Origin of the sequence: Dokdonella ginsengisoli (assembly GCF_042652785.1) — a bacterium.
In the GTDB taxonomy this organism is placed as follows: Bacteria; Pseudomonadota; Gammaproteobacteria; order Xanthomonadales; family Rhodanobacteraceae; genus Dokdonella_A; species Dokdonella_A ginsengisoli.
On record NZ_JBHSHD010000010.1, the window covers coordinates 1 to 22306 of the forward strand.

Below are 22306 nucleotides of genomic sequence, written 5' to 3' on the forward strand. Positions count from 1 at the left end.
GGACGCTGCGCGTTGACGCGCGCCAGCAGGTGGTCCAGGCGCTGCGAGCGCGCCTCGAGCGCGCGCCGCACGCGCTGCTGCAGCTGCGCGCGTTCGCGCTCCAGCGTGCGCGCCACGGCACGTGCGTCCGGCACCAGCAGCTCGGCCGCCGCCGACGGCGTCGGCGCACGCAGGTCGGCGGCGAAGTCGGCGATCGTGAAATCGGTTTCGTGGCCGACCGCGCTGACCACCGGAATCGCGCAGGCGCGGATCGCGCGCGCGACGCTCTCGTCGTTGAACGCCCACAGGTCCTCGAGCGAGCCGCCGCCGCGCGTCAGCAGCAGCACGTCGTGCCGCTGCGCGCGCGAGGCCGCCGCGAGCATCGCGGCGATCGCCGGCGGCGCCTCCTTGCCCTGCACCGGCACCGGCAGGACGTCGACCTCGACCAGCGGGAAGCGCCGCGCGATCACGCTGAGCACGTCGCGCACGGCCGCGCCGGAGGGCGAGGTGATCACGCCGATGCGCCGCGGCAGCGGCGGGATCGGCCGCTTGTGCGCGGCATCGAACAGGCCCTCGGCGGCGAGCTTGGCCTTCAGCTGCTCGAACGCGCGCTGCAGCGCGCCTTCGCCGACGTCCTCGAGCGACTCGACGATCAGCTGGAATTCGCCGCGCGCCTCGTACAGGCTGACCCGCGCCCGCGCCAGCACGCGCTGGCCGTCGACCGGACGGAAGCGCAGCCAGGTGCTGCGCGGCCTGAACATCGCGCAGCGCACCTGCGCGGACGCGTCCTTCAGCGTGAAGTACAGATGCCCCGAGGCGGGGCGCGAGAAATTGGAGATCTCGCCCTCGACCCAGATCAGCGGCAGCGTGTCTTCCAGCAGGTCGCGCACGAAGCGCGTCAGTGCCGACGGCGTGTACACCTCGCGCGTGCGCGCGGCGGGAAGGTCGGCAGGGTCTTCGATGTCCGGCATGCGCGTATTGGAGCACAGCCGCGCCGCGTGAATGACAAGATCCCGTGAGCGTCAGGGCTTCTTGCGCCGCGCGGCCAGGTACTGCGCGACCAGCGTCACGCCGATCCAGATCGCCAGCACCGCCAGCGGCCAGGCGAGCGCGCGCGGCCAGACGATCGCCAGCGCGGCGGCGGCGAACAGCAAGATCGCGGCGAACAGCAGCGGGCCGGATTCGGCGCGGCCGAGCACGCGCCGGTTGGTGATCGCGGCGCCGACCGAATTCGCCAGGCGCAGCGCGCTGGCCGCAGCGGCGCGGCCGCTGCCGCCGCTGCCCGGACCGCTGCCGCTGCCGTGCGCGCGCGGCGCGTCGTCGCTCCTGCGCGATCGGCGCGGCATCTTCAGCACGATCTCGGTGGCGTTGCCGAGGTCCTCCAGGTACTGCGCCTCCATGCGCTGCGCGAACGCCTCGTCCTCGATCGCCACGTCGATCTCGCAGTTGCCGATCCAGCTGGCGACGTTCAGGTTGGTCGAGCCGACGCGCGCCCAGCGGCCGTCGGCGACCGCGGTCTTCGCGTGCAGCATCGAGCCTTTCCATTCGAACACGCGGATGCCGGCTTCCAGCAGCGGCCGGTAGCCCGCGCGCGACAGCGCACCGACCGCCGGCACGTCGCTGGTGCCCGGCACCAGCAGGCGCACGTCGACGCCGTCGCGCGCCGCGGCGACCAGCGCCTGCACGTACGGCGCGACGCCGACGAAGTAGGCGTCGGTCAGCCACAGGTTGGTGCGCGCCATGCCGGCGATCAGCTGGTCCAGGCGATACAGGCCGGCGGTGTTCGGCACGGTGGCGACCACGCGCAGGTCGACCGTCCCCGCCGGCAGGGCGTTGGTGCAGCGCGCGAGCGCCTCGTCCGGCAGCGGATCGCCGAGCTGGGCCCAGCTTTCGGCGAACGCGCGCGCGAGGTCGGCCAGCGCCGGCCCGCGCACCGCGACCGCGGTGTCGCGCCAGGGCTCGACGCCGCGCTGCGCGTCGCCGAGCCATTTCGCGCTGACGCACACGCCGCCGAGGAAACCGACCTCGCCGTCCACGATCAGCAGCTTGCGGTGATCGCGCGAGAGCCAGCCGAACGGACTGGCGAAGCGCGGCGGGTTGTACACGCGCACCTGTCCGCCGGCCGCCAGCAGCGGCTTCCAGAAGCCGGCGCGCGACTGACCCAGGCAGCCCATCCAGTCGCGCAGCACGCAGACGGTCACGCCGGCCTGCGCGCGCTCGACCAGGGCCTGGAGGAATGCACGGCCGACTTCGTCGTCGCGGAAGATGTAGTTCTCGAACAGCACGGTGCCGCGCGCCGCGCGGATCGCTTCCAGCCAGGCGTCGAAGGTGGCGCGCATGTCGATCTGCAGCTCGACCGCGTTGCCGTCGGTCAGGGGCGCGCCGGCGGCGCGGCTGAAGGCCTGTTCGGCGAGCAGGCGCAGGCTCGACGGCTTGGTATGCGGAAACGGTGGCGCGGCGGTCATCGCCGCAGTGTAGCCGCAGGAAGCGGCTCTATACTCCGCGGCGGGAATGGAGGGCATGGCTTGAGCGAGACGTATCTGCGACTCGGCGCGGCGCTGCCGCCGCGCCAGATACCCGGCAGCGACGCGTTCCGGGCCGAGCCACGCGCGCTGCGCAACTGGCTCGACGCCCTGCCGCTGGCGAATTTCGGCGCGGCCGCCGGTCAGGTCCTCGACGGCCTGCGGCGCCTCAACCGCCAGCGCGGCGACGCCTCGCAGCGCCTGGACGCGCTGGAGGCGATGCGTCCGACCGTCGTCCAGCTCGCCGAGGCGGCCGACCGGCAGATCGTCGGCGCGAGCTTTCCGCTGCCGGCGCCGAAAGTCGAACTCGGCCGGTCCGCGCTGGCCTTCCAGGACGAACTCGCGCTCGGCTACCGCATCGCGCTGGTCGAGCTGTGCGCGCCGTCCGGTGCGGTCGGATTCCTGCGCAGCCGCGCGGTCGCACTGGCCGCGCTGCGCGCGCTGCAGCACGGCCACGAGCATCTCGCCCGCGCGTACCTGCTGTACCGCGCGCCGCCGCAGGGCGTGTGGCAGGCGCTGCACGACGTGCACCGCTTCGCCGCCGCGGCGCGGCTGGACGATCGCGAGCTGGACGGCACGACGGCGCGCGCGGCCTACGCCGAGGCGCTGCTGCTCGCCCTGCTCAATCCGTACCGCTACACGCAGCGCGAGCAGGGCGAGGCGGCCGCATTCGCGCGCGTGCTGGCGCCCTACGTCGAGCTGCGCGAACGCGGCGGCGGCGCGCGCGACGTGCCGGTGCAGACCGACGTCGACCGCGGTCCGGGCTACGTCGCCGCCGAGCGCGCCGGCAAGACCGCCGGCGTTCCGGCGCTGTATCTGGACCGCGCCTTCGTCTTCATCGACGAGCAGTTCGCGCGCACGCCGCAGGGCGCGCTGGCGACGCCGTTCCGCCAGCGCGGCGGCAGCGCGCTGACGCTCGACAACGAACTGGCGCGCCGCTTCGTCGCCGACCTCGGTGCGCACGCCACGCGCGGCCACGTGCGCCTGGGCGGCGGCTACCGCTTCGACAGCGTGCTCGGCCTGCACGACCTGCACTTCGTGCTGGCCGGCGGCGAGGAGTTCGGCCGGTTCCTGCGCCGCTCCCTCGACGAGCCGGGCGAACCCGAACACGCCGGACGGACCGCGGCGGCGCCGCGCGTCGCGCGCGTGCCGGTGCGCGTGCTCGACCAGGGCCTGGGCGGCTACCGCCTGCTGTGGGATCGCGGCGGCGCGCAGAACGCGCGCGTGCGCGTCGGCGAGCTGGTCGGGCTGGCGCTGCCCGAACCCGAAGCGGGCGTGGCGCAGGACTGGCTGGTCGGCGTGGTGCGCTGGATCCGCATCGACGAGCAGGGCGCGATCGACGCCGGCGTCGAGCTGCTCGCGCGGCGCGCGCTGCCGGTCGGCGTGCGCGCGCCCGCCAGCGGCGACGCGCGCGCACCGGTGCGCGGCCTGCTGCTGGCGTCGCTGGAGCGCGGCGTCGAGGCCGGCTACGACTCGCTCGTCGCCTCGATCGAGCTGGCGCGCGACGCGACGCAGGTGGAACTGGTCCTGCCGGCGGATGAGCAGGGGCCGCCGGCGCCGCCGCGCAGCGTGCGCGTCGACGGCCTGGACGTGCTGGAGGAAACCGGCCTGTGCCGGCGCTTCGCACTGCCGGCTGGAGCCGCGGAAGGGGCGGCCGTGGCATCGCCCGAACTCGACGAAGCCTCCTGAGCGGAAGGCGCAAACGAAAACGGCGCCGGGATCGCTCCCGGCGCCGCCGAAATCACGCGGAACGGACGCTTACTGCTGCAGCGCCGACGCGGTCGGATCGTCCAGCTGGCCGGTCACCGGCAGGCCGCGGATCTGCTGGAACTTGCGCAGCGCGCTGGCGGTGCCCGGACCGGAGATGCCGTCCGGCTTGCCGGCGTACAGGCCCAGATCCTTCAGGCGACGCTGCGCGTCGATCAGCGACATGCCGGCGGTACCGGCGCTGCTGGCGCCGTCGACCTTCAGCTCGCCGCCGGTGCCCAGGCCGCCGGCCGTACGCTGCGGCGCGTAGGAACGCAGCGCCTGCACCATCTGGTTGTACGAGTCCATGAACGCGCTGGCGATGACCTTGCCCTGCGGGGTGCGCGCGTAGGCGCCTGCACCGGCCGCCGCGGCGCCGCCGGCGAGCACGCCGCCGAAGCCGAAGTCGGTGTTGCGCGCGCTGCCCTGTGCGGCCGAGACCTGCACGCCCGAGCGCGTGTCGGTCAGCATCAGCACGGTGGAGGCTTCCGAGGTCTTCATGCTGCCGGCGACGGCGCCGGCCAGCGGGTGGAACGCGCCGGCGATCGCGCCGAGGCCGCCACCGCCGGTCTCCTGCGAGAACTGGATGGTCGGCGTGATGATGTAGTCGGCCGCGACCATCTGGCCGCCACCCATGTTGCTGCGGTTGCGCAGCTCGCCGGACTTGGCGAGGTCGCGCTCGGCCATCATCGAGCCCATCGCGCGGCCGCGATCGACGATGACGAAGCAGTTGCTCTGCTGGATCATCAGGCGCAGCAGCGGCGTGGTCGCCGGCAGCTGGTACTGCGAGGTCAGGATCACGTACCACTGCTGCGAGGTGTCTTCCTCGACCGCGGCGGTGCCCAGCGGGCGATCGCAGTGCTCGAGCTGGGTGCTGCGGTTGACCGTCGACGAACCGCCGGCGGCGCCCGTCACCGGATTGTTCTTGCCGCCACCCATCTGCGGCCCGGTGGCACAGCCGGCCAGCAGCGTGGCGATGCCGGCCAGGCAGGCCATCTTCAGCGAATTCATGTGCTTCTCCATTGCTTGCTCCAGGTATGAGGTACGCGCCGGCGGCAGGCGCGCGCGATGCCGCGACCGGAGTGGCCGCCGCGTCGTCGCTGCCAGATGAGCCCCGAAAACTCCGCCCCCGCGGGGCGGAAACTATACCAGACCGCCTGCCCGAAGGCGTCGCGGCCGGGCTGCCCTCGGCGTGGCCCGCGCGGAGTCTAAGGCAGGTGCGCAGCGCACGGTGTCGCCGGCCGGTAACGGATCGGTAACTTCGCCTCGGGCGCGCGGCGCGGGCTCCGCGCGGAGCGCTCGCGGCGTCGCCAGCCGGCCGTGTGCCGGCCGTATAATCGGCGTTCCGCTGCGCGTCGCGCAGGCGCGCACGTAGAGAAAATGACCGATCCAGGCGAAAACGCAGCGTCCCCGCGCCGCCCCAGCGTGGGCGTGCGCATCGGCGCGACGACGATGGGCGGCTCGGCGCCGGTCGTGGTGCAGTCGATGACCAACACGGACACCGCCGACGTCGCCGGCACCGCCCGGCAGGTGGCCGAGCTGGCGCGGGCCGGCTCCGAGCTGGTGCGCATCACGGTCAACACCCCGGAGGCCGCCGCCGCCGTGCCGCGCATCCGCGAGCGGCTCGACATGATGGGCGTGGGCGTGCCGCTGATCGGCGACTTCCACTACAACGGCCACCAGCTGCTCGAGGGCGAGCCGGCCTGCGCGCAGGCGCTGGGCAAGTACCGCATCAATCCGGGCAACGTCGGCTTCGGCCGCAAGAAGGACATCCAGTTCGCCGCGATCGTCGAGGCGGCGCTGAAGTACGACAAGCCGGTGCGCATCGGCGCCAACTGGGGCTCGCTCGACCAGAGCATGGTCGCCGCGCTGATGGACGAGAACCACGCGCGCGCCGAGCCGTGGGATGCCGCGCGCGTCGGCCGCGAGGCGCTGATCCGTTCCGCGCTCGACTCGGCCGCGCGCGCCGAGGAGCTGGGCCTGCCGCGCTCGCGCATCGTGCTGTCGTGCAAGGTGTCCGGCGTGCAGGAGCTGATCGCGGTCTATCGCGACCTGGCCGCGCGCTGCGACTACGCGCTGCACCTGGGCCTGACCGAAGCCGGCATGGGCTCGAAGGGCATCGTCGCCTCCAGCGCGGCGCTGTCCGTGCTGCTGCAGGAGGGCATCGGCGACACGATCCGCATCTCGCTGACGCCGGAGCCGGGCGAATCGCGCACGCGCGAGGTGATCGTCGCGCAGGAACTGCTGCAGACGATGGGCCTGCGCGCGTTCACGCCGCTGGTTACCGCCTGTCCGGGCTGCGGCCGCACCACCAGCACGCTGTTCCAGGAGCTGGCCAAGACCGTGCAGGACCACGTGCGCGCGAAGATGCCGGAATGGCGCCTGAAGTACGACGGCGTCGAGAACCTGACCCTGGCCGTGATGGGCTGCGTGGTCAACGGCCCGGGCGAGTCCAAGCACGCCGACATCGGCATTTCGCTGCCGGGCACCGGCGAGGCGCCGGCCGCGCCGGTGTTCATCGACGGCGCCAAGGCGATGACCTTGCGCGGCGACAACATCGCGCACGAGTTCGTCGGTGTCGTCGAGGACTACGTCGCGCGGCGCTACGCCCCGCGCGCCTGACAGGCCGTGGCCATTCCTTAAGCTTCGCGGCGCAGGCTGCACGGATCGAAGGAGCGATCCGGCATGCCGATGGCTGCAAGAAACGACTGGAACGTTCGCACGCGGGCGGCGCGCCCGGCGCGCGATTGGGCGATCCTCGCCTTCGCGCTGCTGCTGGCGCTGCGCGTGGTGCGCGCGTTCACGCTGGCGCCCAACACCGACGAGGCGCAGCACCTGCACGTGGTCTGGGCCTGGACGCAGGGGCTGGTGGTCTACCGCGACGTGTTCGACAACCACACGCCGCTGTTCCACCTGCTGTGCGCGCCACTGCTGAGTCTGCTCGGCGAGCGCGCCGACGTCGTCCTGTGGGCGCGGCTGGCAATGATTCCGCTGTACTTCGGCACGCTGTACGCGACCTGGCGCATCGGCCGCAGCGTCTGGTCCTCGCAGGCCGGCGTCTGCGCCGCCCTGCTGGCCGGCGCGACGCCGGTGTTCTTCGACACCTCCACGCAGTTCCGCACCGACGACCTGTGGATGCTGCTGTGGACGTGCACGGTCGCTGCCGCGGTGGCGCGGCCGTTCACCGGCGCGCGCGCGTTCCTGGTCGGCGTGCTGGCCGGCGCGGCGTTCTGCGTTTCTGCGAAGACCACGCTGCTGCTCGCCGCCGCGCTGCTCGCCGTCGCCACGCTGCTGGTCCTCGACCGGCGGCGTCTCGCGACGCAGCCGGCGCAGCTGGCCGCGTGGGCGGCGGCCGCGCTTGCCGGCGCGGTGCTGACTCCCGCCGCGTTCGCCGCGTACTTCGTCGCGCACGGCGCCTGGCACCAGGCGCTCTACGCGATCTTCGAGCACAACCTGGTCGCCGGCCTGGGGCACTGGCAACACGGCGCCTGGCGCTTCTGGCTGTTTCCGCCCGGCTATGCGCTTGCGGTCGGTGCCGCGGCCGCGCTGCGATCGCGCGTCGAGGCGTCGCGCTGGCGGCGTGCCAGCGGAGTGCTGCTGTCGGCGACCGCCTACCTGCTGGCGCTGTTCGCGTACTGGCCGCTGTTCACGCACCAGGATCTGCTGCCCGTGCTGCCTCTGCTCGCGCTGCTGCCGGCCGCCTGGCTGACGGCACGTGGCGCGCCGCGGCGTGCGGTGCTCGCGCCGGCGCTGCTTTCGTTGATGCTGTGCGCGCTCGCAGCCGAGGTTCTCGGCGGGCCGGATTACTACGCGCCGGCGAAGGACGAACTCGCGCGAATCCTGTCCCTGAGCCGGCCCGGCGAATACGTGATGGATCCGAAGGGCGAATCGGTGTTCCGTCCACGCCCGTTCTTTTGGGTGATGGAAGGCGTCACCGAACGGCGCCTGCGCGACGGCTCGGTACGCGACGATCTGCCGGCGCGGCTGCAGGCGACCTCGACCGCGCTGCTGGTGGACGACCGGGTGCCGGCGGCGGATCGCGCCTTCGTCGAGGCGAACTACCTGCCGTCCGGCGGCCGGTTGCGCGTCGCCGGACGGCATCTGGGGCCGCTCGCCGCGGGACGCAGCGTCGACTTTTCGCTGGCGATCGCCGGCGACTACCGTTTCGTCGATCGCCGCGGCGGCGTGCCGGGCTGGGTGGACGGCGATCGCCGGGTCGACGGGCCGGTGCACCTGGTGGCGGGGCGGCACCGGTTCGTGCCGCTGGCCGATGGAGACGTCGCGCTGATCTGGGCGCGAGCGCTGGAGCGTGGCCTGTCGCTGCAGTCGCTGCTGCCGTCCGCGCGCGAGGGGAAGGCACCTTCGGCGTCCGGGATGGATCGCCGCGACGCCGCTGCGGCACACTTGCAGGGCGGTCGCGCCGGTGCGCGACACGACCCATTCGCAACGGATCCGGTTCCATGTCTCCACCCGCGCGCTCCTCGATCCTCGTCGCCGGCTCGGCCAACCTCGATTTCGTCGTGCGCGCGCCGCACGTGCCGGCGCCGGGCGAGACCGTGCTCGGCGGCGAATTCCGCACGTTTCCGGGCGGCAAGGGCGCCAACCAGGCCGTCGCCTGCGCGCGCGCCGGCGACGCTTCCACCCGCATGCTGCTGGCGCTGGGCGCCGACGCGTTCGCCGCGCCGATCGAGCAGTCGCTGCGTGACGCCGGCGTCGCCCTGCACGTGCAACGGTCGCAGACGCAGCCGACCGGCACGGCGTTCATCTGCGTTTCCGATCGCGGCGAGAACGCGATCACCGTCGCGCCCGGCGCCAATTCGGCCCTGCGCCCGCAGGACCTGCCGCCGCTGGACGGGGTCGGCCATCTGCTGCTGCAGCTGGAGACGCCGCTGGACAGCGTCGCCGCCTACGCACGCGCGGCGCGCGCGGCCGGTGTCGGTGTCGTGCTGAACGCGGCGCCGGCACAGGCGCTGGCGAAGGAACTGCTCGCCGACGTCGACGTGCTGATCGTCAACGAAGGTGAGCTCGCCGTGCTGGCCGGTGCCGGCGATTCGATCGAGGCGAACCTGGCGCGCATCGACGTGCCCTGCGTGATCGTCACGCTCGGCGAGCGCGGCTGCATCGCCCGCGTCGGCGGCCAAACCCTGCGGCAGCCGGCGTTCGCGGTCGAGGTGGTCGACACCACCGGCGCCGGCGACACGTTCTGCGGCGCGCTGGTCGCGGCGCTGGCGCGCGGCGGCGCGATGGCCGACGCGCTGCGCGAAGCCTGCGCCGCCTCGGCGCTGGCGTGCACGCGCATGGGCGCGCAGTCCAGCATCCCGACCCGCGCCGAAGTCGAGGCGTTCCTGCGTCAGGCCGACAAGGCCGGTACTGGCCGGTGAGAAGTGCGGCCGGGGATGGCCGCAGGGTGGATCCGCCGAAGGTCCGCCTTTCGTGACTTGCCGAACCGGCAGATCGCAGCGATCACGGACGATCGCACGAGTTGCACCTACTGCTCGAACTGCACGCCCTCGGCCCGGCAGTGGTCGACCGCGTCGACCTGCCAGCGCTGCCAGTGCGCGATCCAGCAGTCGTCGTAGACCGAGCAGTAGCAGATGTCCATGCTGAAGCGCCCGATCGCGTCCTTGAACAAGGTGGCGAGTTCGCGGCCGTGCACGCGGATCGCCGCGACCGTCGTCTCGCGGTTCGTGTTCGGCGGGATCACCGCGCCGGCGAAACTGGTGGTCGCGGTGCTCGGACGCTCGCGCATGCCCAACGCGGCGATCACCTCGTCCCAGTTGCGCATCGGCTTGCCGTCGAGGCCCACCGTGACCGACTGCACGCGCGCCGGGCCGACGCCGTTGTTGTCGATGGTCCAGATGAAGCCGTTGGTGTCGACGTTGCTGGTGTAGGTGTAGCCGATGGCGAGGTACGGCCACACGCTGGCGCGCGCCTGGCTCTGCATCAGCCGCGTCTGCCAGGCGCCGACGGCGAGCGCGAACACGCTGACCGCGAGTGCCAGCATGCTGATCAGGTCGGGCCGCGACGACCGCGGCGTTTCCGTCGACGGGGCAGGGGTGGGTTCCGGGGGCGAGGTCGTGGTCATCAGTGTCTCGATTCAAATCTGCGGTTCGGCCTTTTCCGCTTCGCGCGTGCGGCGCTGGCGCGCGAGCACGGCCTCGCGGCGGGCGATGTAGAGGCTGGCGCCGATCACGATCGCCGCGCCGAGCGCGGTGTAGCGGTCCGGCGTCTCGCCGAACAGCGCCCAGGCGAGCACCGCGACGAAGACCAGCTGCAGGTAGCTGAACGGTGCCAGGGTGGACGCGTCGGCGAGCTTGAGCGCGTGCGTCCAGCTGTACTGGCCGGCGGTACCGAGCACGCCGATCGCCACCAGCCACGGCCACAGGTCCGCCGGCGGCCACTGCCACACGGTCAGCGCGGCCGGCAGCGACAGCGGCACCCACAGCCAGGTCGTCAGCAGCACGATCGTGTCGGCCGGATCGCTGCGCGAGAGGAACTTGATGCTGATCGTCACCACGCCGGTCATCGCCGCCGAGAACAGCGCGACGAGGCTGGCCGCGCTGAAGCCGTCGCCGCCCGGACGCACGATCACCAGCACGCCGACGAAGCCGGCGGCCACCGCCGTCCAGCGCCGCAGGCGCACGGCCTCGCCGAGGAACAGCACCGCACCGATCGTCACGAACAGCGGCGAGGAATACGACAGCGCGATCGCCTGCGCCAGCGGCAGGTGCGCGATGGCCCAGAAGCCGGCCAGCATCGACACCGCGCCGATCGCACAGCGCACCACGTAGAAGCCGAGCCGGTCGGTGCGCAGGGTGCGCAGGCCGAGCGGCCACAGCAGGGGCATCGCGGCGAAGGCGCCGAACAGGCTGCGCAGGAACGCGATCTCGAACGGATGCACGCGCGCCGAGGCGATCCGGATCAGCACCGCCATGGTGCCGAAGCACAGCGTGCTCGCGACCATCATGACGACCGCGCGCAGCGGCAGGGCGGGTGCCGTGGGCGATGCGGCGGCGGGAGGGCTCAAGAGACGGGGCGGGGTCGGCGAAAAGTGGCGCGCATCGTAACACCGCGGCGCGCCGTGCCCGCGTTGTCGGCACGGCCGGCGCTCGGCTACGCTGCGGCGGACTCCTTCCTCCGGCGCCTCCCATGTCCCGCGCAGTCCCTCCGTTCGTCGTCGCGATCCCGGCCCGCTACGGTTCGACGCGCCTGCTCGGCAAGGCGCTGCTGCCGCTGGCGGGCGAGCCGATGATCGTGCACGTCGCGCGCCGCGCGCGCGCCGCCGGTGCGGCCGAGGTGGTCGTGGCGACCGACGACGCGCGCATCGGGGCCGCGCTGGCCGGCAGCGGCGTGCGCGTGGCGATGACGCGCGCCGACCACGCCTCCGGCAGCGACCGCCTGGCCGAATGCGCGGACCTGTGCGGCTGGCCGGACGACGCCATCGTGGTCAACCTGCAGGGCGACGAACCGCTGGCGCCGGCCAGCGGCATCCGCGAAGTCGCCGCGACACTGGCCGCCGACGATGCGCCGATGGCGACCCTGGCGACGCCGCTGCACGACGTCGCGGAGCTGTTCGACCCGAACTGCGTCAAGCTCGTGCGCGCCGCGTCGGGGCGCGCGCTGTACTTCAGCCGCGCGCCGCTGCCGTGGCCGCGCGACGCGTTCCAGGGCGACCGTTCGGCGCTGCCGGCCGGTCCGTTCCTGCGCCACATCGGCATCTACGCCTATCGCGCCGGATTCCTGCGCCGCTTCGCGAGCCTGCCGCGCACGCCGCTGGAAGGCCTCGAATCGCTCGAGCAGCTGCGCGCGCTCGAGCACGGCCACGCCATCGCCGTGCGCCTCACGCCGGAGCCGTTCCCGCCCGGCGTCGACACCGCCGAGGATCTCGCGCGCGCCGAGCGCCTGCTCGGCGGCGCGGCGGACTGAATCGGCATCCGGGCGAGGACTCCGCGCCGCCGGGAGTCCTCGCCGCGCCATTCACGCACTCATCGCGGCGTCGCGACGAAGCCGTGGCTGTGGTTCGCCGAATCGACGTAGTAGCCGACGATCACGCCGAAGCCGTTGATGTGGGTCGGGAACGTCTGCACGGCGCCGGGCACGTCCAGATAGGCGGTTTTCCCGCGCGTCTGGACGAAGCCGTGGTAGTGATTGGCCGCGTCCATGTAGTAGCCGACGATCTGGTCGGCATCGTTGATGCCGATGGAGACCGTCCCGCCCGGGCCGGCGATCGGTACGTCGATCGCGGAATACCGCCCCGCCGCGTTGCGGTAGAAACCGTGCGTCGTGCGCGGATCGGTGTACCACATGCCGACGATCCCGCCGCTGTTGTCGATGCCCAGCGGATAGGTGCCGAGCGAACCGGGAAATTCGATCGGCGTGTCGTGGCCGTAGCGGCGCAGCACGCCGTGCTGGATGCCGTCGGCGTCCCAGTACACGCCGGCGATCGCGCCGAACAGGTTGACGTCGTCGCAGTTCGAGTTCAGGTGGCCCGCAAAATCCACCGTCTCGAACAGTCCCCACAGCTGCACGAAGCCGTGCTGCCGTTGCGATTCGTCGGTGTAGAAGCCGCACAGCGTGCCGAGGTCGTTGGGGCCGCCCGACGCGCTGCCGCGATCGCCGAACAGTCCGTCCGGATCGAGCGACTCGAAGCGGCCGTTGCGATACGTCATCGCGTGGATCGGCGAGCCGTCGAGGCGGTACTCGCCGGCGAGATCGCCGAAATCGTTGATGCCCCAGAATTTCGTCGAAGATGCGCCGGGGTAGTCGAGCGTGCGGTAGGCGTAGCGCGCGACGCCGCTGGACGATGCGGCGGTTTCGGCCGCGGTGCCGGCCGGAAGCGGCGCTGCGGCGGCGCCGGCGGTTCCCGCGAGCGTGGCGAGCAGCAGGCTGGCGATGCGGGCGATCGGCCGGCGCGGGATGCGTGGGTATGACATGGGGTCGCTCCTGGATGGGTCGGGGAGGGCGGCGCCGCGGCGCCGCCGACGGCCGGAATCGGCTCGTCTTCCGATAGAGCGCAAAAGCGGCGGCCCCACCGACACGGCGCCCTCGCGCTAGACTGCGCGCGCGAATGAACGCCGAGCAGGACATCACGCAATTCCTCGCGCACGCCGGCGGCGACGCGGCGGCGCTGGAGCGGCTGATTCCGCAGGTCTACGCCTCGCTGCACCAGCTCGCCCACCGCCAGCGCGCACGCGAGGCGGCGCACACGCTGCAGACCACGGCGCTGGTGCACGAGGCCTACCTGACCCTGGCGCGGCAGAGCGGCGTCGCCTTCGCCGACCGCGCGCATTTCTATGCCTACATGAGCCGCGTGATGCGGCATCTGCTGATCGACCATGCGCGGCGCCGCAATGCGCGCAAGCGCCAGGCGGTGGAGCAAACCGAAGCGGAAGGCGAATCGCCGGTCGTCGACGTGCTCGCGCTCGACGAGGCGCTGCGCCGGCTGGCCGAGGCGGACCCGCGCCTGGCGCGCGTCGCCGAACTGCGACTGTTCGCCGAGCTGTCCAACGGCGAGATCGGGCAGATCCTCGGCGTGAACACGCGCACCGTCGAGCGCGATTGGCTCAAGGCGCGCACCTTCCTGGCGGGCTGCCTGCTGCCGGAGGCGTGAGCGATGTCGGTCGCGGCCGCCCGGTTGCGCTGGTAAGGATCATGACGCCGCTCCGCCGCCGCCGATGACCGCCGCCTTCGCCCGCCGCTGGCAGGAGATCGAACCGCTGCTCGACGCGCTGTTCGACGTGCCCGCCGCCGGCCGCGCCGACTGGCTGCGCCGCCATTGCGCCGACGAGACGCTGCGCAGCCTGGTGCTGCAGGCGCTCGACGACGTCGCCGGCGCCGAGGGGCTGGAGCGCGGCGTGGCGCAGTGGCTGCCGGCGCTGGCCGGCGAGCGCTTCGACGCGCTGCCTTCGATTGCCGGCTACCGCGTGCTGCGGTTCGTCGGCGCCGGCGGCATGGCCAGCGTGTTCGAGGCCGAGCGCGAACTGCCCGGCGGTCCGCAGGCAGTGGCGCTGAAGCTGCTGCGCATCGACGTGCACGACCCGGACGAGCGCCGGCGCTTCCTGCGCGAACAGGGCATCCTCGCGCGCCTGCGCCATCCGCACGTCGCGCAGCTGCTCGACGCCGGGTTCACGCCGGCGGGCACGCCGTTCCTCGCGCTCGAATTCGTCGCCGGCGATGGTCTCCTCGCGCACTGCGAACGCCGCGGGCTCGACGCGCGCGCGCGGCTGGCGCTGTTCCTCGACGTCTGCGCCGCGGTGGAGCATGCGCATCGCGGCCTGGTCGTGCACCGCGACCTGAAGCCGAGCAACGTGCTGGTCGGCGCCGACGGTGCGGTCAAGCTGGTCGATTTCGGCATCGCCAAGCTGCTCGACGGCGAAGACGAGCCGACGCGCACCGGCGCGCAGCGTCTGACGCGCGCCTACGCCGCGCCCGAGCAGATCGCCGGCGCGCCGGCGACCACCGCGATCGACGTGTACGCGCTCGGCGTGCTGCTGTGCGAGCTGCTCGGCGGCGCGCGTCCGCCGCGCGGCGACGGCGACGCGGACGCCGTCGACCAAGCCGTGCTGCAACGGCGGCTGGGCGCCGACCTGCACGCGATCGTGCGCGAGGCGACGCAGCCCGATCCGCAGCGCCGCTACGCCGGCGTCGCCGCGCTGCGCGAGGACGTCGAGCGCCATCTCGAAGGCCTGCCGCTGCGCGCGCGCGCCGGCACCTTCGCCTACCGCGCGCTCACTTCGGCGAAGCGGCACGCGCTGGCGCTGGCGCTCGGCGCGGCGGTCGCCGCCGTGCTGGTCGGCGCGACCGCGGTCAGCTCGTACGAATCGCGGCGCGCGCGCCACGCCGCGCAGGAGGCGCAGGCGCAGACGCTCGTCGCCGAAGGGCAGGCGCGCCGCGCCGAGGCGCTCAAGACCTTCCTCGAAGGACTGTTCGACGGCGCCTCGCCGTCGGCGAAGAAGAACGAAACCGCCGCCGACCTGCTGGCGCGCGGCCGCGAGCGCGCCGAGCGCGATTTCGCCACGCAGCCGGGATTGCGCGCCGAGATCCTCGCGCTGCTCGGCGACCTGCAGCGGCGCAGCGGCTATCCGGACCGCGCGCGGCCCGCGCTGGAAGAGGCCGCCGCGCTGGCCGGGGCGCAGTTCGGCGCGGCCGATGCGCGCACGCTGCACGTCGCCACGCTGCTGGCGAAGGACCTCGACGAACTCGGCCTCGTCGCCGACGCGCGCACGCAGCTGCGCAAGGCGCTCGACGCGTTCGAGGCCGGACCGGGCCGATCCGCGCCGCAGGAAGTCTCGGCGCTGGCCTGGCTGGCCGGGCTGGAGGAACGCAGCGGCGAATCGGCGCAGGCGATCGAACTCGGCGGCAAGGCGCTGGCGCTGGCCCGCCGCGCCTTGCCGGACGACAGCGACGTGGCCACCGAGGCGGTGACCAATCTCGGCTGGATCCTGATGGACGCCGGCCGCGCCGATCGCGCCGAGCCGCTGCTGCGCGAGGCGCTCGCGCGCAAGCGCAGCCGCTTCGGCGAGCGCCACGCGGAAGTCGCCGACGCGATGGAATACCTCACGCTCGCGCTGATCCGGCTCGGCCGCTACGGCGAAGGCGAGCGGCTGATGCGCGACGCGCTTGCCGTCGACGCGCAGGTCTACGCCAACCCGCACACGCACCTGGCCTGGCATCTGAACGAACTGGCCGTGGTGCTCTCGCTCGAAGGCCGGCTCGCCGAGGCGGACGCCTTCTTCGCGAAGTCCATCGAAGTCTGCCGTGCGCTCGGCGCCGGTTCCGCGCTGGCCGAGGCGGTGACGCTGGGCAACCGCGCGCGCATCCGCTTCCAGCAGGGCGATTACGAGGAAGCCGAGCGCGGCTTCCGCGACATGCTCGAACGCAAGCAGCGGTTGCTCGGCGAGGACTACGGCGACAACGGCCGCAGCTACGACCGCGCCAGCCTCGCCGACGTGCTGGTCGCGCGCGGGCGCTTCGACGAGGCGCAGGCGCTGCTTGACGCCGCGCTGGCGGAAGCGCGGCGGCGCCGCCAGGCCGCGAATCCGGACACCGCGTTCGCGCTGTCCGTCGCGGCGCGGCTGTCGGCGGCTCGCGGCGACCGCGAGCAGGCCGCGGCGCAGGCGAAGGAGGCCGTCGACGCCTACGCCGCGCTGGTGGATCCGGCTTCGGAGAAATCCATCCGCGCGCGGCTGCTGTACGGCGAAGCGCTGCAGGACCTCGATCGCGCGGCGCAGGCGAAGCTGCAGCTCGAAAGCGCGCTGGCGTCGATCCGCGCCGCGGCGCCGAACCCGCCCGCGCTGCTCGCGCACGCCGCGGTCGACCTTGCGCGTGCCGACGAATCGCTCGGTGAGCGCGACGCGGCGCTCGCACTGCGGCGCGAGGCGGCGGCCACGCTGGCTGGAAACGCCGCGGAGCCGAGCGTGGAGCGCGATGCCGCGTTGCGCATGCTCGCCGCGGCGCCGGTTCGCGCGCGGCCGTAGCGCACTGCCGGCGCGTTCGCCACGTGGCTGCACGTCACGCGCGCCGCTCCTATGATGGACGCCCGTCCGGTCGCGGCGGCTTCTTCATTTCGACGGTGTTCCGATGAGCCCGCAAGCCTCGCCTTCGTTCCTGTTCGTGTGCATGGGCAGCAAACTGGAAGCATCGTAAGACACTGTTCCTAAACAAGTTCTCAACGCCTCTCCGGTTCCTCTCCGCTTCGTCTCCGGATCAGCCTATTGCGATCCGCATCCACTCGGCGCCGCGCGCATCGTGGTAGAGATTGGCGCTGCGCGGATCCCGATGCCCGAGAAGCTCCTGCGTGTTGACGTTTCCCTGGGCCTTGTACAGTCGCTCCGAGAGCGACCTGATCTCATGGAACGTCGGCGGCGTCCGTCCCTCCCAATCGAGCTTCAGCCGGGCGATGCACTCGGACCAGCGTCGGGTGATCGTGTCGACCCAGATCTCGCGTCCGCGAGGGCTGTTGCCCCATGACTGGGTCTGATGCACCAGGTGCTTCGACAGCACGCCGGTGCCGCGGCACTGCCGGACGACGTCGTCGAGGCTCAGGCCGACTGCATCGAGCCGAAGCGCGAGCGGGATGCAGAGCCGCTGTCCGGTCTTGCTCTGCTCGACCCACCACGCGCCGTCGCGCACGTCACTGAAGCGCGCGGACGCGACATCCTCGCGCCGCTGCGCGCTGACGAGAGCCAGATTTGCTGCATTGCGAAGCCAATCGACGGCGAGCTCGCGCGCGGCGAGGAAGGCGTCCAGCCGCGCCGGCGCGATAGCTGGATGCGCCTCGGGCGCTCTGCCGTGCTCATGCTTCACACCCCCGTCCGATGGTGGCCCCACCGTCGGCGGGGTTCGTGAAAATCTCCCAATGGACCCAGCCGCGCTCCGGGCAGTGGAACCCCCAGTCGCGAACGACGGGGCCGGTCAGGAACAGCGTGCGCGGGTACAAGCCGCGCGCGCGGTCTTCTTCCAGCAGCTCGATCCGATGCGCCGCGATCGCTGGCCGGGAGATGACGTCACCAGCGTTGCGGAGCTTTCTGACGTGGATGCCCGACCATCGGTAGCACCTAGCACGGACAGTGCGAGTGGTCTAGTGAATTAGGCCCGAAGATCCGCGACGGACCATCGGCGCGCGATCGCTACAACTACATGAATGTGGCTTCTTTTAGCCGGCGCGAAAAGTCCGCGGCCGCTCCGGCTGGCAGGATGTCGGGCAGCTAATTCAGTAGACGGAATCGGGGTGCAGCGACCAACCTGTGAATTCGCAGCCGTAGTTCACTGGAGCCGGCACCGGGGCGGCTGCAAGATTGCCCTATCAGATTCGTGGACACGGAACCACGTTCAGCGCAGCCGAAAGTGCACGTAGAACGTGGTCGGCGAAAGGCGTTGAATCGCTAGGCGTCAATCGATGCAGAGGAGAACGAACAACGTGATTGAAGCTGGCCAACTAGCCCGGAAACGCGATCTCGCGCGCTGCCATCTCGGCAAGATAGAAGGCCTCCTCGCGGCTCAAGCCTTCCGCAAGAAGCTCATGCATGCGCCGCTCGAAGACCATGGAGAACATCTTCAGCTTCGCGCCTTCTACTTCCTGTCGCTGCGCGTCGAGGCGGTCGAGGATTCGCTGCAGCGCGGCGGCGTTGTCCCTGGCAGCGTCCTTGACTGCGGGTCGCTCGAAGCTGGCGGTGAGGCGCCCGACGATCTCAGCATTCATCGATCGCGACGTCCGCGCCGCCTCCGCCGTCAGCTTGGCGTGGAGGTCGTTCGGCATGCGTAGCGTGATTCGTGTGTAGCCGTCGTCGTTCATTTGTACCGGTGTGTAGCGGTGTGTATGCCTGTCTTAGATTGCACCAAATTCGTGTCAGAAGGTATTGACACCACTTTGGTGTCATGATTTGATGTGTGACACGACAATGGTGTCGTGTCACAGAAGGAGCATTCGATGGCAGCGGAGGACGACAAGCCGGCGATCTTGAATCTTCGGACCACCCGGCAGGTGAAGCAGGAACTCCAGCGTCAGGCGCGGGAGCAGGAGCGATCGATGAATTGGCTGCACGACCGACTGCTCCAGCAGGCGCTTGGGCTGGAGGGGAAGGTGGCATGAACGAGCTGACCATCATCGACACGCCGATCCGCCTAGATGGCGAGGGTCGCTACAGCCTCAATGACCTGCACCGAGCGGCGGGGAGCGAGGCGAAGCACCAGCCATCGAATTGGTTGCGGCTTGATCAGACACAGGCGCTCTGCGCCGAAATCGACCAGTCCTCAGATGTGAGGAGTGCCCAGGTAGTTGTTGGTGGCACGGCACCGGGCACCTATGTCGCGAAGGAGCTCGTCTACGCCTACGCGATGTGGATATCCGCGGCCTTCCACTTGAAGGTGATCCGGGCTTTCGATGCCATGATGACGGCCGAACGGGAAGGGCACCGCCAGCGCCGCGGCCGCGCCAACTTCGGTCTGCGCGAACTCGCTTCGGAGTTCCAGGGCGGCCTGTCGATCGCGAAGATTGCCGGCCTGAAGGGCAACCAGGCGATTTTGGCCGCGTCCAAGGCGGTGAAGGTTACGACCGGCACCGATCCGCTCGCGCTGATCGGGGAGACGCAACTGGTCGCGACCGAGCAGGTTCGCCACTACACGCCGACCGAGCTCGGGAAAAGGTATGGCGAGAGCGGTCAGGCGTTCAACCGTCGTCTCGAGCATGCCGGGTTGCAGATCCGCAATACGGCGAGGGGCTGGACGGCAACGCCAAAGGGTGAGCCATTTGCGGTCCTTCTCGACACCGGCAAGGCGCACTCGAATGGCACGCCGATCCAGCAGCTCCGCTGGCTGGAATCCGTGATGGACGCTCTCACGGCGCCGGCAGCATGACCTCTGAAAAAGCGAAGCCCCGACGGCGGCAACCGTCAGGGCTTCAGGTCGAAATCCCCTAGCGAGGAAATTTCAGTGAATAAGGCTAGACCGAAGCGGGCGAACAATCAAGCACTTGGGAACGTAGTCTTCATGGCCGACTGGCTGGCGGCGAAGCACCCTCAGCCGACAGCGCGCATGTACGACCTCCGTCCGAGCCTTCCAGCCCAGCGGGCCGGGCTCGCGCAGCGCCGCATGGCCAGCTTAGCGACTGAAGCCGAAGCGAGCAGCGAGACCGAGCAGCCCTTCTCCTTGACCGAAGAGGAGATCGCAGAGCTGGCGGCCATCCTCGACGAGCGAATGCGCGAACGTCGGATGGCGGGAGCCGGCGCATGAGCTCGACAACCCTAACTATTGCCGCTCCGAACATCCGGACAGGCACGACGTCGCAGGCATGACACGGCGAGGCAATGCCTGGCCAGGATTTCCCAGGCTCGGCGCCAGCCCCGGCAGTTCACTCTGTCGGGGCCTGTTGCTCCGGGGAAGCAATCCGAATCATTGTTTCTTCACATCTACCTGTAGGTCTTTTTCACCTCTATCTATGCGAGCTTTCTGATCCTCAAGCCTATCAATCTGATTTCGATATCGCCGTATCTGGTCAATGTAGGATTTCTCGTTGGCCCTCAGTATGTTGATGGTTTTCTTGCTCTCATCAGCGGCCATCTTGAACTTCTCGGCCCTTGCATTTGCATCTGTGGCGGCCATCGCCGCAATTGTGCTTTCAGCAATAGCGTCATCCGATTTCTTGATAGCTATCTCCGTATCTTTTCTGGCTGCCGCGAGATACTCGTCCTTTTCGTCGTTTTCCTTTTTTACATCCGCCAACCAGGCAACGAAGCCTTCACGCAGCTTCGCGGAAGCCTGAGCCAGAACTCTGTTCTCACGCTCCGACGCCGAGAAGCCCAGTACAGCACCGACAGCTAGCGTGAGGAGAACGAGGAGCCATATCGGCATCTCGAATGCCAGCCCCCAAACCGTGAAGGATATGGAGCTTGCGCCGCCCGACCCGCCTCCACGACCAGACACGCTCGGACCGCTAGCCGATAACGACGCACCCTGAGTTGCAGCCCCATGCATCACCCCGAGGGCCTGCGCCGCGATAGCCATCATCTCCCCCCTTGCCACATTCGCATCTTGCGCGCGCGCCTCCTGTATCTCCTCCATTCGCGCCTGGAGCCGCTTTCGTTCCTCTTCGAGCAGTCGCCATTGTTCATTCTGATCCCTGACGATCTTTTCTAGGAACGCGGTTCGACCCACAAGAATCATCGTCATCGGATCGATCGCGACATTGTTCTTAATAAGTAACTGAAGAAACTTCGATACATCAGCGACCGGTATCTCGTATCGCCCGCTCGTGTCCTTGGACAGCGTGATCTCCCGCTGTGCCTTCGCTATTTCTAGAACCTCATCCGAGTCGGCGCTAATTGATTGCGCAATCGACGACGTCCTGATCAGATCAGTAGACATGGCACCTCCCCCTTGGATTGGAATACACCCGATAACCCCGGAGGGAATGCTACGCCCGGTTTCGCATGGTGTCTCCAGGTGCTATGGCGCGTTGGAAGAGTCGCTTGGCCCTGCCATCCGCAGCGTCGACGCAGCGCAATCGCATCCCACGACGCGACGCATTCCTACAGATGTGGCCCGCGGTCGCGCGTAGGATCCCAGTGATCCCCGCGCCATATCGCCTGTCCCGACTTCGCCGGGACCAACGGCTAGCCTGCGTGCCGACCTCCCGGAAAATGTTGCCTAGCGACCAGAATCTCCAGGGTGTGCCACGCCCCCCTAACAGCGGGACACCCCTTCACATCACGCTTCACCTCGTAGCCAGCGCGCGGACGCGCGTGGGCGCCATCTGGCCGGAAGGCCGCGATTGGGCGGATGCCCGCACGAGGATTTCATGAAGATCAAGACCGCCGAGATCGAAGGAAAGCAGTACGCAGTACTGCAGGACGGCATGCCGATTTACGTGCATGACGACGGCAAGGAGTCGCCATTCGACGCTGCTGCCACGGTTGCTGCGATCCGCACTCGAAACGCCGAAGCGAAGGCGAACCGAGAGCGTGCCGAGGCAGCCGAAGCCAAGCTCAAGGTGTTCGATGGCATCGAAGATGCGGAGGCCGCGCGAAAGGCGCTCGACACGCTCGCCAAGCTCGATCAGAAGAAGCTGATCGACGCCGGCCAGGTCGACGCTGCGGTGGCTGCTGCTCTGAAGCCGGTGCAGGCCAAGGCCGACGAGGAGGCGAAGCGTGCGTCGACACTCGAGCAGCAACTGCACAACGAGATCGTCGGAGGTGCGTTCGCGCGCTCCAAGTACATTACCGATCGACTGGCGATCCCTTCGGACATGGTGCAGGCCGCGTTCGGCAGCCGGTTCACTGTGAAAGACGGAAAGCTCTCGGCGTCCGGCATCGATGGCGGTCCGCTCTTCTCCCGGAAGAACCCTGGGTCAGCGGCGGACTTCGACGAAGCATTGGAAATCCTCATCGACGCGTATCCGCACAAGGACTCGATCCTGAAGGCGGACAACAAGTCCGGCTCCGGCGCACCGACAAACGGTGGTGGCGGGAAGGGCAGCAAGAATATCAATCGCGCCGCATTCGAAGCCCTCGATCCCGCAGGTCGGCAGGCGCACATCACCGGCGGCGGCACCGTCACCGACTAAG

The 22306-nt window shown here is 70.4% G+C and carries 19 protein-coding genes and 1 pseudogene; 11 read left to right on the top strand and 9 right to left on the bottom strand.

Translation table 11 applies throughout. The features are described from left to right. On the bottom strand, nucleotides 1-950 hold a 950-nt coding region (xseA, locus tag ACFO6Q_RS12360; protein ID WP_380021411.1), incomplete at its 3' end, for an exodeoxyribonuclease VII large subunit. Between the two features lie 51 nt (nucleotides 951-1001). Further along, on the bottom strand, nucleotides 1002-2444 hold the full coding sequence (locus ACFO6Q_RS12365; protein WP_380021412.1) for a phospholipase D-like domain-containing protein: 1443 nt from the start codon (nucleotides 2442-2444) through the stop codon (nucleotides 1002-1004). 60 nt (nucleotides 2445-2504) lie between these two features. Here ACFO6Q_RS12365 and ACFO6Q_RS12370 point away from each other — a divergent pair, with 60 nt between their 5' ends. Continuing rightward, on the top strand, nucleotides 2505-4190 hold the full coding sequence (locus tag ACFO6Q_RS12370; RefSeq protein ID WP_380021413.1) for a hypothetical protein: 1686 nt from the start codon (nucleotides 2505-2507) through the stop codon (nucleotides 4188-4190). 69 nt (nucleotides 4191-4259) lie between these two features. Here ACFO6Q_RS12370 and ACFO6Q_RS12375 read toward each other — a convergent pair whose 3' ends face one another. Then, nucleotides 4260-5258 (bottom strand): peptidoglycan-binding protein, encoded by a 999-nt coding sequence (locus tag ACFO6Q_RS12375; RefSeq protein WP_380021414.1) that lies wholly within the window; start codon nucleotides 5256-5258, stop codon nucleotides 4260-4262. A 369-nt stretch (nucleotides 5259-5627) separates the two neighbouring features. On the opposite strand from ACFO6Q_RS12375, the gene ispG reads away from it, so the two are divergent. The 3 genes and pseudogenes from ispG to ACFO6Q_RS12390 all read left to right on the top strand — a co-directional run bounded on the left by ispG (nucleotide 5628) and on the right by ACFO6Q_RS12390 (nucleotide 9628). Continuing rightward, complete coding sequence (gene ispG / locus ACFO6Q_RS12380; RefSeq protein ID WP_380021415.1) at nucleotides 5628-6869, top strand: flavodoxin-dependent (E)-4-hydroxy-3-methylbut-2-enyl-diphosphate synthase; 1242 nt, start codon at nucleotides 5628-5630, stop codon at nucleotides 6867-6869. 69 nt (nucleotides 6870-6938) lie between these two features. Further along, a pseudogene (locus ACFO6Q_RS12385) lies at nucleotides 6939-7595 on the top strand (glycosyltransferase family 39 protein); the annotation flags it as partial. 1112 nt (nucleotides 7596-8707) lie between these two features. Then, on the top strand, nucleotides 8708-9628 hold the full coding sequence (locus ACFO6Q_RS12390) for a ribokinase (RefSeq protein ID WP_380021416.1): 921 nt from the start codon (nucleotides 8708-8710) through the stop codon (nucleotides 9626-9628). 107 nt (nucleotides 9629-9735) lie between these two features. On the opposite strand, the gene ACFO6Q_RS12395 is transcribed toward ACFO6Q_RS12390, so the two are convergent. Continuing rightward, nucleotides 9736-10332 carry a hypothetical protein gene (locus ACFO6Q_RS12395; protein WP_380021417.1) on the bottom strand — a complete coding sequence of 199 codons (597 nt, stop codon included), beginning with the start codon at nucleotides 10330-10332 and terminating at the stop codon, nucleotides 9736-9738. A 12-nt stretch (nucleotides 10333-10344) separates the two neighbouring features. Next, complete coding sequence (locus ACFO6Q_RS12400; RefSeq protein ID WP_380022203.1) at nucleotides 10345-11214, bottom strand: DMT family transporter; 870 nt, start codon at nucleotides 11212-11214, stop codon at nucleotides 10345-10347. A 182-nt stretch (nucleotides 11215-11396) separates the two neighbouring features. On the opposite strand from ACFO6Q_RS12400, the gene kdsB reads away from it, so the two are divergent. Continuing rightward, entirely contained in the window at nucleotides 11397-12173 is a 777-nt protein-coding gene (gene kdsB / locus ACFO6Q_RS12405) for a 3-deoxy-manno-octulosonate cytidylyltransferase (protein WP_380021418.1), read from the top strand. A gap of 59 nt (nucleotides 12174-12232) precedes the next feature. On the opposite strand, the gene ACFO6Q_RS12410 is transcribed toward kdsB, so the two are convergent. Next, a complete protein-coding gene (locus ACFO6Q_RS12410; protein ID WP_380021419.1) occupies nucleotides 12233-13180 on the bottom strand; it encodes a hypothetical protein in 948 nt (315 codons plus the stop codon). 134 nt (nucleotides 13181-13314) lie between these two features. Here ACFO6Q_RS12410 and ACFO6Q_RS12415 point away from each other — a divergent pair, with 134 nt between their 5' ends. Both ACFO6Q_RS12415 and ACFO6Q_RS12420 read left to right on the top strand, forming a co-directional pair. Beyond that, nucleotides 13315-13857: an ECF-type sigma factor gene (locus tag ACFO6Q_RS12415; RefSeq protein WP_380021420.1), complete on the top strand. Its 543-nt coding sequence runs from the start codon at nucleotides 13315-13317 to the stop codon at nucleotides 13855-13857. A gap of 64 nt (nucleotides 13858-13921) precedes the next feature. Further along, complete coding sequence (locus tag ACFO6Q_RS12420; RefSeq protein ID WP_380021421.1) at nucleotides 13922-16723, top strand: serine/threonine-protein kinase; 2802 nt, start codon at nucleotides 13922-13924, stop codon at nucleotides 16721-16723. 229 nt (nucleotides 16724-16952) lie between these two features. On the opposite strand, the gene ACFO6Q_RS12425 is transcribed toward ACFO6Q_RS12420, so the two are convergent. Both ACFO6Q_RS12425 and ACFO6Q_RS12430 read right to left on the bottom strand, forming a co-directional pair. Further along, nucleotides 16953-17552, bottom strand: a complete 600-nt coding sequence (locus tag ACFO6Q_RS12425) for a tyrosine-type recombinase/integrase (protein WP_380021422.1) — start codon at nucleotides 17550-17552, stop codon at nucleotides 16953-16955. Between the two features lie 631 nt (nucleotides 17553-18183). Continuing rightward, entirely contained in the window at nucleotides 18184-18540 is a 357-nt protein-coding gene (locus ACFO6Q_RS12430; protein WP_380021423.1) for an Arc family DNA-binding protein, read from the bottom strand. Between the two features lie 135 nt (nucleotides 18541-18675). Here ACFO6Q_RS12430 and ACFO6Q_RS12435 point away from each other — a divergent pair, with 135 nt between their 5' ends. The 3 genes from ACFO6Q_RS12435 (at nucleotide 18676) to ACFO6Q_RS12445 (ending at nucleotide 19976) form a co-directional block, all read left to right on the top strand. Then, nucleotides 18676-18837, top strand: a complete 162-nt coding sequence (locus tag ACFO6Q_RS12435) for an Arc family DNA-binding protein (RefSeq protein WP_380021424.1) — start codon at nucleotides 18676-18678, stop codon at nucleotides 18835-18837. Further along, the gene (locus ACFO6Q_RS12440; RefSeq protein ID WP_380021425.1) at nucleotides 18834-19601 is read left to right on the top strand and encodes a KilA-N domain-containing protein; all 768 of its coding nucleotides are present in this window, start codon (nucleotides 18834-18836) and stop codon (nucleotides 19599-19601) included. Before ACFO6Q_RS12435 ends, ACFO6Q_RS12440 begins: the two co-directional genes overlap by 4 nt. Before the next feature lie 132 nt (nucleotides 19602-19733). Further along, on the top strand, nucleotides 19734-19976 hold the full coding sequence (locus tag ACFO6Q_RS12445) for a hypothetical protein (protein ID WP_380021426.1): 243 nt from the start codon (nucleotides 19734-19736) through the stop codon (nucleotides 19974-19976). A 159-nt stretch (nucleotides 19977-20135) separates the two neighbouring features. On the opposite strand, the gene ACFO6Q_RS12450 is transcribed toward ACFO6Q_RS12445, so the two are convergent. Next, complete coding sequence (locus ACFO6Q_RS12450; RefSeq protein WP_380021427.1) at nucleotides 20136-21107, bottom strand: hypothetical protein; 972 nt, start codon at nucleotides 21105-21107, stop codon at nucleotides 20136-20138. 433 nt (nucleotides 21108-21540) lie between these two features. Between ACFO6Q_RS12450 and ACFO6Q_RS12455 the strand changes: the two genes are divergently transcribed. Continuing rightward, complete coding sequence (locus ACFO6Q_RS12455; RefSeq protein WP_380021428.1) at nucleotides 21541-22305, top strand: DUF6651 domain-containing protein; 765 nt, start codon at nucleotides 21541-21543, stop codon at nucleotides 22303-22305. The last annotated feature ends 1 nt before the right edge of the window (nucleotide 22306 follow it).